The sequence below is a fragment of the Bacteroidota bacterium genome (assembly GCA_005882315.1).
Taxonomy (GTDB): domain Bacteria; phylum Bacteroidota; class Bacteroidia; order Chitinophagales; family Chitinophagaceae; genus VBAR01.
In genome coordinates this window covers 143,658-157,993 of sequence record VBAR01000001.1, presented here as the reverse complement: position 1 = coordinate 157,993, position 14,336 = coordinate 143,658, and the positions used below count along the sequence as shown (strand labels likewise).

The 14,336-nt window shown below is 38.4% G+C and carries 19 protein-coding genes; 4 read left to right on the top strand and 15 right to left on the bottom strand.

Annotation, left to right across the window (positions count from 1 at the left end):
* The first annotated feature begins 76 nt into the window (after nucleotides 1-76).
* Genes gatC through E6H07_00650 form a run of 3 tightly spaced genes read left to right on the top strand, consistent with a single transcriptional unit; the run spans nucleotide 77 to nucleotide 1,721 of the window.
* Nucleotides 77-373 carry an Asp-tRNA(Asn)/Glu-tRNA(Gln) amidotransferase subunit GatC gene (gene gatC / locus E6H07_00660; protein ID TMI64461.1) on the top strand — a complete coding sequence of 99 codons (297 nt, stop codon included), beginning with the start codon at nucleotides 77-79 and terminating at the stop codon, nucleotides 371-373.
* Nucleotides 374-432: 59 nt separating this feature from the next.
* Nucleotides 433-1,143 (top strand): ABC transporter ATP-binding protein, encoded by a 711-nt coding sequence (locus E6H07_00655; GenBank protein TMI64460.1) that lies wholly within the window; start codon nucleotides 433-435, stop codon nucleotides 1,141-1,143.
* Between the two features lie 17 nt (nucleotides 1,144-1,160).
* Nucleotides 1,161-1,721, top strand: coding sequence for a cob(I)yrinic acid a,c-diamide adenosyltransferase (locus E6H07_00650; protein TMI64459.1), 561 nt, complete (start codon nucleotides 1,161-1,163; stop codon nucleotides 1,719-1,721).
* A gap of 105 nt (nucleotides 1,722-1,826) precedes the next feature.
* On the opposite strand, the gene E6H07_00645 is transcribed toward E6H07_00650, so the two are convergent.
* The gene (locus tag E6H07_00645; GenBank protein ID TMI64458.1) at nucleotides 1,827-2,477 is read right to left on the bottom strand and encodes an ABC transporter ATP-binding protein; all 651 of its coding nucleotides are present in this window, start codon (nucleotides 2,475-2,477) and stop codon (nucleotides 1,827-1,829) included.
* A gap of 205 nt (nucleotides 2,478-2,682) precedes the next feature.
* Here E6H07_00645 and E6H07_00640 point away from each other — a divergent pair, with 205 nt between their 5' ends.
* Complete coding sequence (locus E6H07_00640; GenBank protein TMI64457.1) at nucleotides 2,683-2,907, top strand: DUF2795 domain-containing protein; 225 nt, start codon at nucleotides 2,683-2,685, stop codon at nucleotides 2,905-2,907.
* A gap of 52 nt (nucleotides 2,908-2,959) precedes the next feature.
* Here E6H07_00640 and E6H07_00635 read toward each other — a convergent pair whose 3' ends face one another.
* From E6H07_00635 to E6H07_00570, 14 genes are all read right to left on the bottom strand, one after another.
* Nucleotides 2,960-3,409, bottom strand: a complete 450-nt coding sequence (locus tag E6H07_00635; GenBank protein TMI64456.1) for a DUF1569 domain-containing protein — start codon at nucleotides 3,407-3,409, stop codon at nucleotides 2,960-2,962.
* Nucleotides 3,410-3,420: 11 nt separating this feature from the next.
* A complete protein-coding gene (locus tag E6H07_00630) occupies nucleotides 3,421-3,807 on the bottom strand; it encodes a hypothetical protein (protein TMI64455.1) in 387 nt (128 codons plus the stop codon).
* A gap of 14 nt (nucleotides 3,808-3,821) precedes the next feature.
* Complete coding sequence (locus E6H07_00625; GenBank protein ID TMI66426.1) at nucleotides 3,822-5,225, bottom strand: NADH-quinone oxidoreductase subunit N; 1,404 nt, start codon at nucleotides 5,223-5,225, stop codon at nucleotides 3,822-3,824.
* Between the two features lie 6 nt (nucleotides 5,226-5,231).
* The gene (locus E6H07_00620; protein TMI64454.1) at nucleotides 5,232-6,728 is read right to left on the bottom strand and encodes an NADH-quinone oxidoreductase subunit M; all 1,497 of its coding nucleotides are present in this window, start codon (nucleotides 6,726-6,728) and stop codon (nucleotides 5,232-5,234) included.
* 63 nt (nucleotides 6,729-6,791) lie between these two features.
* Nucleotides 6,792-8,711 carry an NADH-quinone oxidoreductase subunit L gene (nuoL, locus tag E6H07_00615; protein TMI64453.1) on the bottom strand — a complete coding sequence of 640 codons (1,920 nt, stop codon included), beginning with the start codon at nucleotides 8,709-8,711 and terminating at the stop codon, nucleotides 6,792-6,794.
* A gap of 61 nt (nucleotides 8,712-8,772) precedes the next feature.
* The gene (gene nuoK / locus E6H07_00610) at nucleotides 8,773-9,087 is read right to left on the bottom strand and encodes an NADH-quinone oxidoreductase subunit NuoK (protein TMI64452.1); all 315 of its coding nucleotides are present in this window, start codon (nucleotides 9,085-9,087) and stop codon (nucleotides 8,773-8,775) included.
* A complete protein-coding gene (locus tag E6H07_00605; protein TMI64451.1) occupies nucleotides 9,084-9,599 on the bottom strand; it encodes an NADH-quinone oxidoreductase subunit J in 516 nt (171 codons plus the stop codon). The genes nuoK and E6H07_00605 overlap by 4 nt, the downstream gene beginning before the upstream one ends.
* Complete coding sequence (locus E6H07_00600; GenBank protein TMI66425.1) at nucleotides 9,596-10,066, bottom strand: 4Fe-4S dicluster domain-containing protein; 471 nt, start codon at nucleotides 10,064-10,066, stop codon at nucleotides 9,596-9,598. Before E6H07_00600 ends, E6H07_00605 begins: the two co-directional genes overlap by 4 nt.
* A 17-nt stretch (nucleotides 10,067-10,083) precedes the next feature.
* Nucleotides 10,084-11,160, bottom strand: a complete 1,077-nt coding sequence (nuoH, locus tag E6H07_00595; GenBank protein TMI64450.1) for an NADH-quinone oxidoreductase subunit NuoH — start codon at nucleotides 11,158-11,160, stop codon at nucleotides 10,084-10,086.
* Between the two features lie 86 nt (nucleotides 11,161-11,246).
* Complete coding sequence (locus E6H07_00590; protein TMI64449.1) at nucleotides 11,247-11,744, bottom strand: hypothetical protein; 498 nt, start codon at nucleotides 11,742-11,744, stop codon at nucleotides 11,247-11,249.
* Between the two features lie 34 nt (nucleotides 11,745-11,778).
* Nucleotides 11,779-12,918, bottom strand: coding sequence for an NADH-quinone oxidoreductase subunit D (locus tag E6H07_00585; protein TMI64448.1), 1,140 nt, complete (start codon nucleotides 12,916-12,918; stop codon nucleotides 11,779-11,781).
* Nucleotides 12,918-13,376: an NADH-quinone oxidoreductase subunit C gene (locus E6H07_00580; protein ID TMI64447.1), complete on the bottom strand. Its 459-nt coding sequence runs from the start codon at nucleotides 13,374-13,376 to the stop codon at nucleotides 12,918-12,920. The genes E6H07_00585 and E6H07_00580 overlap by 1 nt, the downstream gene beginning before the upstream one ends.
* Complete coding sequence (locus E6H07_00575) at nucleotides 13,376-13,948, bottom strand: NADH-quinone oxidoreductase subunit B (protein TMI64446.1); 573 nt, start codon at nucleotides 13,946-13,948, stop codon at nucleotides 13,376-13,378. Before E6H07_00575 ends, E6H07_00580 begins: the two co-directional genes overlap by 1 nt.
* Entirely contained in the window at nucleotides 13,939-14,289 is a 351-nt protein-coding gene (locus tag E6H07_00570) for an NADH-quinone oxidoreductase subunit A (GenBank protein ID TMI64445.1), read from the bottom strand. Before E6H07_00570 ends, E6H07_00575 begins: the two co-directional genes overlap by 10 nt.
* Nucleotides 14,290-14,336 lie beyond the last annotated feature (47 nt).

Here is a 14,336-nt window from a genome sequence, read left to right as displayed (position 1 = left end):
CTGACTTATCAAACATCCTGGTAAAAAACTCTTGACTCCGAACTCCCAACTCATGACTCCTAACTATATTTGTTGAATGGAAGTAAACGATAAACTGGTAGAGAAAGTAGCACATCTGGCCCGGTTGAAATTTGATGAATCAGAAAAAGAAACTATCAAAACAGACCTGCAGCGAATGATCGAATTTGCAGATAAATTGAATGAACTCAACCTTGATGGCGTTGAGCCGTTATTGCATATGAGTGAAGAGGCAAATGTGCTGCGTGAGGATCAGATCAAGGGTTCGATCAGCCGTAAGGAAGCATTAAAAAATGCACCTGAACATGATGATCAGTTTTTCAAAGTACCGAAGGTTATTAAAAATCCCAAATAGGAAATTCCAAATTCCACAGCGAACTTCGAAATGGAATTTGGAATTTGATTTTGTTATTTATGAGCTCAATAATCCATCTCGAAGGAATCCGCAAAAGCTATTTCATGGGTAAACAGGAATTGCCCGTGTTGAAAGGTATTTCGCTGGATATATTAAAAAACGAATATGTGGCTTTAATGGGACCATCGGGATCTGGCAAAAGCACATTAATGAATATTATTGGTTGCCTGGATTCACCAACAGCCGGAACATATGTCCTTAATGGCAAAGCAGTGAGCAGAATGGAGGATAATGAATTGGCTGAGATTAGAAATAAAGAGATAGGATTTGTATTTCAACAATTCAATTTGTTGCCACGATTAACAGCATTGGAAAACGTAGCTCTGCCGCTTGTATACGGTGGTGTTGGAAAAAAACAAAGAAACGAAAGAGCTTTGCATGTGCTGGACCTGGTTAATCTAACAGACAGGAGCCACCATAAACCCAATGAATTGAGTGGTGGCCAATGTCAGAGAGTGGCTATTGCAAGAGCATTGGTGAATAACCCTTCACTCATATTGGCTGATGAACCTACAGGTAATCTTGATACGACTACTTCCTATGAGATCATGGAGATATTTGATAAAATATATTCTGAAGGAAACACGATTGTGCTGGTAACACATGAATCCGATATTGCTGCTCATGCCCGCCGTGTTGTAAGGTTAAGAGACGGATTGATTGAAACTGATAAACAACAGGCAGGCAAACTTGCAACTGCAGGAGCATAAATTAATCTTTCAAACCAATGGCATTTAAAATTTATACCAAAACAGGTGATAGAGGAAAAACTTCTTTGATCGGTGGAACGAAAGTTCCCAAATCACATCGCCGTATCGAAGCTTACGGTACAATAGATGAATTGAACTCTTTTGTTGGGTTGTGTTTTGATCATTTACAGGATAATAAGATCGATAATATACTTTCTGAAATACAAGACCGGCTTTTTACGATCGGCTCTGCATTGGCTTGTGACCCGGATAAAGAAACAAAACTGAAGATCCCTGACCTACTCGAAACAGATGTGGTATTGCTCGAAAAAGAGATTGACAGAATGAATGAAGTATTGCCCGAAATGAAATCATTCATTCTTCCCGCTGGTCATGTAGCTGCATCAACACTGCATGTTGCAAGATGTGTTTGTCGCCGTGCCGAAAGATGCATTGTAAGAATGCAAAAGAAGAATGATGAAGTGCCTAACCTCATTATCAAATACCTTAATCGTTTAAGTGATTATCTTTTTGTACTGGCAAGGTATGCAGCACATAAACTGAATGCTATAGAAATCCCGTGGAAACCGAGGATTTAATGTGCAAATGTGCGGATTAGCAAATTTGCGAATGAAAGAAGGTTTAAAGCTATTCGATTATTTGTGTTTTTAATTCGCAAATCCGCACATTGATAAATCCGCAAATCAAACAATCTTCCCATCCATCATATGCAGTACCCTGTCGCTTAGCTGAGCTAATTCTTCGTTATGTGTAACTATCAGGAATGTCTGGTTGAACTGTTTTCTCAGATCGAAAAATAAATGATGCAGTTCTTTTGCATTTGCTGAATCGAGATTGCCGGTGGGTTCGTCAGCCATTACGATATCAGGTTTATTGATCAATGCTCTCGCTACAGCTACTCGCTGTTGTTCACCCCCGGAAAGTTGATTGGGTTTATTATGAAGCCGGTTTGAAAGCCCCAGCATATTTAATAGTTTTTCTGCTTCTTCCATCACTTCTTTCTTTTTTCTGCCAGCCAGCCATCCGGGTATAGATGCATTTTCAAGCGCTGAAAACTCGGGCAGCAAATGATGAAACTGGAACACAAAGCCGATATGTTTATTCCTGAAGGAAGCCAGTTTGTTGCCTGATAAAGCTGTTAATAATGTATCATTCATGCGGACCTCGCCGGTATCTGCTTTGTCCAGCGTACCGAGGATGTGAAGGAGGGTGCTTTTTCCAGAACCTGATGGGCCAACAATAGAAACAACCTCGCCCCGGTTAATCTCAAGGTCAACTCCACGCAATACTTCCACCGTTCCGTATTTCTTATGAATGTTACTGGCTTTAAGCATGCCGCGAATTTACATTAACAATCATAAGCGCAGGCAAATCGACGGCAAATCGTCTTAAAACTTTAAGAATGAATTAAAATGGATGTGTAATGTTAGATTTGGAAAATTCGTTAAGAAGCCTACTTTTGCCGAAATTTTGGGAGGTACGGCAGGTGAAGACATTACAAGCCCCGTATTTTTAATAACCTAAAACCCTTACGAAAATATGTTCTGGACACTTGAACTTGCATCATATCTTGAAGACGCTCCATGGCCCGCAACCAAAGATGAGCTGATTGACTATTCGATCCGTAGTGGAGCCCCGCTTGAGGTAGTTGAGAACCTGCAAGAGCTGGAGGATGACGGTGGTGAAGTGTATGAAAGCATTGAAGATATCTGGCCGGATTATCCGACACAGGAAGATTTTCTTTTTAATGAGGATGAGTATTAAGCGAACTCATTGCTTATAAATAACTGATCCCGCAGAAGGCGGGATTTTTGTTTTAAACACCAAATTGCTTAAGATGATGATCTATATGCTTCCAGGTGGCTTTACTCCAGTTTTCTTTTGACATCTTACCAAATACAGGATGTCTTTCACCAGCTACAGCTGATTCTGTAAAGCGATTTATCATATCCACCAACGCAACTTTTTCTTTTTCAAAATCTTTATCACTGCTAATCATTACAAAAGTAGGGTCAGTCGGGAGGCTTTGTTTGTAGGGGTTTTCATCCCACAATTTGCTTTTAAAAAGCGGGCCAATTAATCTTAGTAAAAAACTTCCTTTAGGCTGGTGAGTGCCATAAGCAATCCCAATCGGCATTTGCAAATGTGCCAGCATTTGTGATACATTCATTTTACCCCATAGCGCTTTTGATTCGGGTGTAAGTTTGTTAATACGTTCAATAATATCCTGCTTTGCTATAGGATCAAATAAATTTTTTACTTCCATTTTATCGTTGATTAGAGTTTCGATTCGTAGTAAGGAATTTCATCATGACTCACATTTTCTTTCTGATACCAGTAAACCTGCGTCACGATATGTCCGTCTTTGGTTCTAAGTAATTTTCCAAAAATAGCATTGGTAGGGTTAAAAGAAACATTGGTTACACCAATGGTAAATGTTTCAGGGGCAGGAGGGGTTTCAATAACTGGTGCTGTCTCGCCTTCAATTGGTTTTGCCGCTGGTGCAGCTTTTGGCGGAGGCGATGGAACAACTATGACTTTAAAATTATTATGTTCCAGTAAATCTTTTAAAAAAGCAACTCTTTCTTTCGAAGCATTCTTTTCTACGATGGCACATTTCACTCCATCCAGATCTTCAAATTCGTGATTTTTATTAATGGCCATAATCTGGTTACTAGTTATTTTACCAAAGAATAAATATACTGATACGCACCGCTTGCTAATCCCGTAATTATAATGCCAGCTATACAAATTACAATCGCAATTCTTGGTGACCAGCCGGCATGTATTTTTTCAATCGGATTTTCATTTGCATCCATAAACATGGCTTTTATCACTTTTAAATAATAATAAAGCGAAATGACCATGTTCAGGGCTGCAATTCCGATCAGTAAGTAATTTCCTTTTCCTGCACCTGCAAGCAATAAAAAGAATTTACCAAAGAAACCAGCAGTGGGTGGAATACCTCCCAATGAAAACAAACCGATAGCCAATACCCAACTTAAACCCGGATTAGTTTTATAAAATCCTTTATAATCATCTACATTTTCTTTTCCCGTTACCGCACTTACCAGGTTAATAACACCAAATGCGGCAAGATTGGAAAAAATATAAACCAGTACAAAATAAATTACTGATGCACTTCCTTCTACCGATTGCCCGGTGATGCCAATCAATATAAAACCAACTTGTGCAATCGAAGAGAAAGCAAGGAATCGTTTCATATTTTGTTGACGCAAGGCAAACAGGTTACCAATGATCATCGTTAACACTGAAATCAGGAAGAGCATATTGTACCAGGTTTCGCTTAATGGTGCAAAAACTTTGTATAAAACTGATACGAGTACAAAAAGTATTGCACCTTTTGAAATAACAGATAAATAAGAAGTCACTGCTACCGGCGAACCTTCATATACATCGGCTGTCCATAAATGGAAGGGTACAGCAGAAATTTTAAATCCGAATCCTGCTATCAGCAATATGAATGAAAATATTTGCAAAGGGCTTCCATTTAATTGAACCGGTAATTCAGCAAGATTCAGTGTGCCGGTGGTTCCATACAGCATAGAGATACCAAAAAGCAATAATCCCGAAGAGAATGCTGAAGAGATTATCATCTTGAACGCCGCTTCAGAAGAACGTCTTTTCTCCAGATCAAAATTAGCCAATGCTGCTAATGGAATAGTTGAAAGCTCCAGTGCCAGGTAGAACATTAAAAGATTATTGCTGCTGATCATCAACTGCATTCCCAGTAAAGTTGAAAGGATCAGCATGTAAAATTCAGGAACATGTTTATGATCTTTCAGCCAGTTATAAGATTGCAGTGAAATGATCAGGGTGCCAAGATTTAGCAGATTTTTTTCAAATGTTATCAGCTCATTGGTATAAAACATATCACCGAATAACCAACCGGTTTTCTGAAAAATAAATCCGGAGGCAAGGTTGGTGAGCAATAAAACATTGACAAAATTGATCAGTGTTCCATTTTTTATTTCCTTGTTCCCTAACTTAAGGAATAATAGGATAAAGATGATGATCGTTATCATCAGTTCCTGTTTCATCAATATGAGAAAATCGTTCAGCATGTATTATTTTATTGAGCCAGCTATTTTTTGAATGATTATTTCAGTTCCGGGATTGATCAAGTCTTTTAATAAGAAAGGAACAATACCAATTATTACAATCCCTGCAATTAGTAACACTGCAGCCAGTTTTTCATTCCACGCTGCATCACCGAGTGATAAATGTTCCTTGTTTACAACCGGCCCCATGATCGCTTTGCCGGTTGCTCTTAATATATATACAGCCGTTACTACAATGGAAGCACAGGCAATGATGGTGGCAATACGATAAAAAGCATCTGCTTTTTCCCATGAACCCATGAACACAGTCATCTCCGCAACAAAGCCGCTGAATCCCGGAAGACCCAATGAACAAAGACCAGCAATTACAAATACCGTTGAAATAAAAGGCATCATCTTCATCAACCCGCCCAGTTGAGCAACTTGTCTTGTATGTGTTCGGTCATATATCATTCCGATCACAGCGAAGAAAAGGGCTGTCATCAATCCGTGTGATACCATTTGCATTACCGCACCATCAATCGCAGTCTTCGTTAACATGCCGATACCAAGCAAAACAAAACCGCAATGGCTGACAGAAGAGTATGCGTTAATATATTTCAGATCAGTCTGCATCATTGTAGCAAAGGCGCCATATAAAATAGCGATACATGCCAGTACAATAATGATCGTTGAATATTGTTGTGCCGCATCAGGCATTAAATAAGTAGCTACACGCAGGCAACCATATCCACCCAATTTCATAGAAATACCGGCAAGGAACATAGAAGCTGCTGTTGGTGCCGATGAGTGGCCATCGGGAACCCATGTATGAAAAGGAAACAGTGCAGTGAAAATTCCAAAACCAATAAATGCAAAAGGGAAAAACAATTTCTGGACATCAGTAGAAATATTCATTCCGGCGATCTGTAAAATATCAAAGCTGTGTGCACCGTTTACATCGGTATTAAAATATAATCCTGCTAAACCCACAAACACTAATGCGGAACCGCCCATCAGCATCAATGCAAGTTTCATGGCACTATATTCTTTCTTGCCGCTTCCCCAGATACCGATAAGTAAGAATTTCGGAATTACCGCTACTTCAAGGAAGAAGAAAAGAGTAAAAAGATCGAGTGAGATGAAAAAGCCATATGCACCAAGACTTAAAAATATAAGCAGGAAGAAAAATTCTTTATTCATTTTTTCCATCTTCCATGACACCAATACACCTGCAATTACAACAAATGCTGTCAGCAAGATCATAGCAATCGAAATACCATCCACACCTACATGATAATTGATGTGCAGTGCTTCATACCATGTATAATTATATTCGAAAAGAAATGCCGCAGCATTGCCGGTAGCCCGTTCCTGTTGGTAGAAATAAAATAAAATAAAACAAAGGATCAATTGTGCTGCCGATCCCAATAATGCAACTGTTCTTACCTGTTTCAAGCCTTTTGCAGACAGTAAAGCAAGCGCAGTCAGTAATGGAACCAATATCAGTATTGAAAGATTCATATTATCAACTTAAATAATTCCGTTCATCTTCAAGTTTTCAAATCCGCCATCATTAAATCATTCTTATTTCCACAAATACAAAAACACAATTGCCAGCGTAACAATTCCCCCGAAGAAATAAATTGCATAACTCTGCACCTTACCAGACTGTATGCCTTTTATCCATCCCGAAACGGTTGCTGTTGTATTCGCAATTCCATTCATCAGTCCGTCAACTATATTCCTGTCTATCCACGCTGCGGGCCGGCCAATGAGGTTGAAAATTATTTTTTTAGTTATGAAGAGATATATCTCATCAATATAAAATTTACTATAAGCTGCTTTATACAACCCGCCGAGTGATTGTGAAAATTTCTCCGCTTTGTCGTTTTCATTTTTGTACATCCACATTGCGAGCAATATACCGGCAACACCAAATGCAACCGGTGCAATGGAAAACATCGGATCAAAATGTGATTCAAGAATTTTACTGTCAGCTGAAACAAATTCACCAAACGGAATAAAACCGGCACCAGCTGATAAAATTGCAAGGATTATCAATGGCATTTTCATAGTGACTGGTCCTTCACCATGATGATTGTGTACTTCTGCATTTTTATTCCAGAAGATAGAGAAGTATAAACGGAACATATAAAAAGCTGTAAGACCTGAAGTAAATAGTGCTACGCCATAAACAATTTTATTGGAATGAAATGCCGCCAGTAAAATTTCTTCCTTACTGAAAAAACCTGCGAACGGCGGAATACCAGCAATAGCAAGACAGGCAATAAGAAAACAGATATTAGTGATTGGTAAATATTTTCTCAACCCGCCCATATCCTTCATTTCATTGCTATGAATAAAATGTATCACAACGCCGGCGCCAAGGAATAATAAAGATTTAAAAAAAGCATGAGTGAACAAATGGAACATAGATGCTGTATAACCTAATCCATGTTCACCTCCATAACCTGAAACACCTAATGCAAACATCATGTATCCTATCTGCGACATTGTAGAATAAGCCAACACTCTTTTGATATCAGTTTGTGTGCAGGCAATAATAGCAGCGAGAAATGCGGAGAGTAAACCAATAAATGTAACAACCGATAAGGATACTCCATTAATATGAAATAGCGGAAACAATCTTGCGACCAGGTAGACACCTGCTACTACCATGGTTGCAGCATGTATCAATGCCGAGACAGGAGTAGGGCCTTCCATCGCATCAGGCAACCAGATATGTAAGGGGAACATTGCTGATTTACCGGCACCGCCTATAAATACCAATGTTAATCCCCATGTCAAAGCGCTGATACCAAAAAAAGACATTGTTGCAGCAGCATTAAATTCTGGCGAACTTAAATTGCTGATCAAAGTTGAGATGTCAAGCGATTTTCCCGAGAAAGCAAGAATTAAAATGCCGATAAGAAAACCCAGGTCAGCAAAACGGGTAACGATAAATGCTTTCTTTGATGCAGCAACAGCAGAAGGTTTATCGTAATAATATCCGATCAGTAAGTAAGAGGATACACCCACCAGTTCCCAGAACATATAGATCTGGAACAGGTTGCTTGACACAACAAGCCCCAGCATAGAAAAAGTGAATAAGCCAAGGAATGCATAATAAGTAGGGAACCGTTCTTCACCTTTCATATACTCCAGGCTGAAAATATGCACCATCAGTGAAACGAATGTAACAACCACAAGCATCATCACTGATATAGGATCGAGAATGATACCCATATCAATACTTGCATCTTTTGAAAAATTAAGCCAGGTATATTTAACAGCGACAATGGTCTGATAGCTGTCACCAACTTTTCCATCAACAAAGAAGTAATTATATGCTGTATATAATGCAAGAATGGTTGAGACAAGTAGTAAGCCTGTTCCGATAATTCCAGAAGAACTTTTCAAATACTTTCTTCCAAATAAGCCCAGCAAAACAAAACCTGCCAGTGGCAGTAAAGGAATTAATGCTATGTATGACGAATAGTTCATTTAATACTAAAAACTCATTTTTAAATCAAGAACACAAAACTTAAAACTTATAACCTAAAACTTAATACTTCATCTCCGAAGCATCTTCCACATCAATTGATTTATGACTACGGTAGAGATTGATGATAATGGCTATTGCCACTGCTGCTTCTGCTGCCGCAATCGTAATAATAAATATGGTAAAGAAAATGCCGTCGAGTTTATCGGGCCATAAATATTTATTGAATACAACGAAATTTATATTCACACTATTCAGTATCAGCTCTACTGACATCAGCATAGTAATCATGTTACGGCGGGTAAATAAACCGTACATGCCGATAAAGAACAACGCTGTGCTTACAAATAATATATGGCTTACCGGTACACTACTCATTTTTCTTCCGGTTTAGATTTTAGTGCAATTACGATACAGCCGATCATTGCTGCGAGCAGCAACATACTCACTACTTCAAAAGGCAGGGCATAACCATGTTCGCCTGTCTGAAGCATTTGATTACCGATACGGTTTACACTCAGATCAAATTTTCCATCACCACCAATAAAATCGTTTTTATAGATCAGTAAATACGTTAAGGCAAAACCAAACAAGACAGCCAACACTGATGAAATAGTTCTTGCCAACGGAGCTTTCGGCATTTCTTTGCCTGATTGTTGTGTTAGAAAAATAGAAAAGATGATGAGTACTACAATACCTCCAACATACACTACTATCTGGACGGCAGCAATAAACTCAACTTCCAGCCAGAAGTATAGACCCGCCACGCCAATTAATGAAAACAATAACCAGATAGCAGAACGGAAAATTTTTCCCGATGTAACGGAAAGAATAGCCGTGGCCAGTATAAAGGCGGAGAGAAGATAAAATATGACTTGTGATGCCGTCATTCAATTCCCTCCCTTATTTTACTTCCTTCGTTATTTAGTTTTTTTGTCAGTTTAGTTCTATCAAATACACTATGTTCAAATGTCTGTGCCATTTTAATAGCATCAGTTGGGCAGGCAACTATACATAAATTACACATGGTGCATAACTCCAGGTGGTAAACAAAAGTGTCTAATGCTTTTTTCTTTTTTCCTTCGGGTGTTATATCAAACTTAGTTACAATCTTGATCGTTGCATTCGGACAGGCAAGTTCGCAAGCAGTACAACCTGTGCAGGCATGCTCATTATTTTCATCATGCAGCATCACCACTTCACCGCGGAAGCGTTCTGCCATATGAAGTGTTTCTTTATTATCCGGGTATTGCTGGGTAAGTTTTTCTTTATGATGACGCATGGCATAGCCACCTGTAAGCTTCATGCCAGTGAGCAGAGACTTTACTCCGCCAAAAACTTCTTTTATGTATTTAATTATATACATTATTCAAACTAAAAATGCCAGCCCATGATCGCTATCAATGTTGCCAGCAATAAATTGATCATACTGATCGGTAATAAATATTTCCATTCAAGATTCAATAGCTGATCGATCCTCAATCTCGGGAATGTCCAACGGAACCACATGATAACAAAAATTAAAAAAAATGTTTTTCCTAAAAACCATAAACTTGATGGAATATAATCCATGATCTCATTGAATTTCGTTCCAGTTCCAAAATGTAATGGTTGCCATCCGCCAAGAAATAATGTGGCGCCAATGGCACAAACCACAAATATGTTTACATATTCAGCTAAAAAGAACAAAGCGAATTTCATTCCTGAATATTCGGTGTGAAAGCCCGCAGTTAACTCTGATTCTGCTTCTGCCAGATCAAACGGTGCCCGGTTTGTTTCTGCGGTTACTGCAATTAAAAAAATTACAAATGCGATCCACACGGGCAGGTGTCCTTTAAAAAGCCACCAGCCATCTGCCTGTGAATCTATTATTGCAGAAATTTTTAAATCACCGGTTAAAATGACAATCGTAAGAATAGCAAAGCCTGCAGATAATTCATAACTCACAATTTGTGCGCCACTGCGCATAGCACCCAGTAAGGAATATTTATTATTGCTTGCCCAGCCTGCCATCAGTATTCCAATCACAGACACAGATGAGATGGCAGTAAAAAATAAAATACCAATATTAATATCCCAGATCTGTAAACCTTTTGCAAACATCAGCGGCGCCATAATTACCATCGCAATTATCATCACGATAAACGGAGCCAGGTTGAATAAAAATTTATCAGAGCCACCAGGGGTCATCCCTTCTTTTACGATCAACTTCAGTGTATCGGCAACTGTTTGAAACATTCCAACAGGCCCAACTCTATTTGGCCCGAGGCGAAACTGCATCCACGCAGAAACTTTTCTTTCCATCATGATAAGTACCAGTCCAAGCATTGCAAACAAACTAATAATACAAACACCAACAATCACAAATTCAAACAGTATCGCCCATGTGGAGCTGAATGTGCTGGTGAGCCATTCATGAATATTGTTTGATATGTTTTCTAAACTCGGCATCTATGATTTTATGTACTTAGCTTTTGTACTACTATTGAACTTTTGTTGCGTCGCACTCTTGTACTTTTAGTAATTCTGGTCGGCTATTAATTTCCACTATTTATTTTGTCGGGTTTATTCAGTGTAAAATGTGTTATATTATTTATTATTTTATAATAGGATATTAAAACTTCTTTCTCAGGCTCCCATTCTTCAGTTTCGGATTTTCCGTGCCCTAAAGTTTCATAATCAATTAATTTCTTTATCCGGAAGTAATATTTTCCAGCCCATGTTACACTATCACTCCCGTAGTATGTTACTTCTTTTTCAGTTGAAAATATTAATCCTTGTTTATTTGTACAATAAAACTTTTTTGTTACAGTTTTGGAATCAGATTTAAAAGAGCAAATCATTTTTACCATTACGCTATCTTTTGTTTTCCATTCGTAGTACTCAGAGCCGTACCAAAAATTTTCGATTTTGCCATCAGCTTTATCTATTTCTTTAACTGTTGAATCAATCTTTTTCCTTATTAATTGTTGGTCGCTTTGAGAAAATAGATTCGTTGCTAAACAAACAAATACCATTATTAAAACCCTTTTCATTTTCTTTAATATGTTTTGAAAGAGCCAATGAATATTATCTGTCAATATCTGGTATCACCAGATCCAGCGTCCCCATCATCGCCACCATATCACCAATCTTACTTCCTCTTGCCATATGATCCAATGCACTTAGATTACTAAAGCCCGGTGAACGGAATTTTATTCTATGAGGAGTAGTTCCGCCTTCACTCACGATATAAACTCCAAATTCACCTCTAGCGGTCTCTATCCTGCTATAAAATTCCCCTTTGGGTAATTTTAATACAGCTTTTGTCTTCGCCTGGAAATCGCCTTCGGGAATATTATCTATTAATTGATCAATGATAGATAATGATTGATGCATTTCTTTCATCCGCACCATATACCTGGCAAAAGAATCGCCTTCAGTTTCTATTATTTCATCAAACTGAAGTTTATCATAAACTTCATATGGAAATAATTTTCTTATATCGCATTGTACACCACTGCCTCTTGCAGATGGGCCGGTCATTCCAAAAGAGATCGCATCTTCTTTTGAAATATATCCAACACCTTTTGTACGATTTTGAAAAATCACATTATTTGTTACCAGTTCATCATACTCACCAACCTTCGATTTAAAATGCGTAACAAACTCTTTTACCTTTTTTTGAAAACTCGGATGAATATCTGCCATTACTCCCCCGGGAGTCATATAGTTCATCGTTAACCTTGTCCCGCATGTTTCTTCCATAATGTCAGTGATCATTTCCCTGTCACGAAATGAAAGAAAGAAAGGAGTGAGTGCCCCAACATCCATCGCAATTGCTCCCCACCAAAGTTGATGAGATGCAAGTCTTGTCAGTTCATCCATCAGCACTCTTATTACCTGTGCCCGCGGCGGAACTTCGATCTGCATTCCTTTTTCTACACACAAACAGCATCCATGATTGTTTATATGTGAAGAGAGATAATCCATCTTGCTGGTAACATAAATGAACTGCCTGTAACTAAGGCTCTCACACATTTTTTCAATCGAACGGTGTATATAACCAAGATGCGGTTCAACTTTTTTTATCGTTTCTCCATTTAATGTAATGACAAGGTGCAGCACACCATGTGTGGCCGGATGCTGTGGCCCGATATTAATGATCATATCGCCAAACCCATCGGGTCCTGCAACAGCTTCCTTTATTATTTCTGTTTCCCTGTACATTACAATTTTATCATGTTAACTGGGTCATCAAAATCTTTAAGCATAGGATTCTTCCCTTCCCACCCATCAGGTAATATTAATAAGCGCAGATCGGGGTGGTTGAGAAAGTTCACACCAAACATTTCATACATTTCTCTTTCATGAAACTCGGCTGTTCTCCAGATATGCGATATCGTTTCTATTTCAGGTTTGTTTCTGTCCAGTTGCACTTTCATCACTACCTGGTGACGGTATTTTGTTGATTCAAAATGATACACCATTATAAGATGTGTTTTAAAGTCTATGCAGGTCAGGCAAAAGACATAATCAAAAACCAATTCGGAATTATTGCGGAGTAGTTCTGCTGTTTTTAAAAAATCATTGACAGCAATATTCATATTCAACCATTCACCTGTTTCATCAAAGGTGGCAGCAGGCAGCAATTCAGTTAATTTTATTTTCAGTTCTTCTTTTGTCATTAAAAACTTTGTTCTGGTTTTTCCATTTTGATCTGTTCTCTGGTCATGCCACTTTTTATTTTTTCCTGTAAACTTATCATTGCATGTAATAAGGCTTCAGGCCTTGGTGGGCAACCTGCAACATATACATCAACAGGTATTACATGATCTGCACCTTTAACAACGGAATAAGTATTATAAAAAAACGGGCCGCCGCTTGTGGCACATGCACCCATGGCAATTACATATTTCGGATCGCCCATCTGGTCGTATAACCTTTTTAGTACCGGCGCCATTTTATTTACAATGGTGCCGGCTATTATTATTACATCTGCCTGGCGCGGTGTTGCTCTTGCTACTTCAAAACCAAATCTTGACCAATCATATTTAGCAGATGCAGTACTCATCATTTCAATAGCACAACAGCTGGTACCAAAAACCAATGGCCACAAAGAATTACTTCTTGCCCAATTGATCACATCATCCAGTTTGCTAACCAATACTCCCCCGCTAGGAGTAGGGTGAACCTCTCCTGGAAATGCAAGCTCTGATCCTGATTGAAATTTTTCTGTCATCTGTATAATTATTGCCATTTTAATGCCCCTTTCTTGTGAGCATATAAAAATCCCATAAACAGGATAAAAAAGAAAATTACTATTTCAATTAATGCAAGCCATCCAACGCTTTTTACCACAACTGCCCACGGGTATAAAAAGATAAGCTCAACATCGAAAATTAAAAAGATAAGTGCAAATAGATAATAGCCAACATTGAACTGTACCCAGCTCGGACCGGTAGTTGGTATACCACATTCGTAGGGCTCAGCTTTTTGCTTATTAGTTGTAGGTTTTAAAACAAATTTGGAGACAAGTATTGCCATACCGGAAAAGGCAACAGCAGAAATCATTAGAACAATGAGTGAAGAAGCACCCATAAACGGATTGATTTGTACGAATATAGCAAGTACGGCTGAAAAACGAA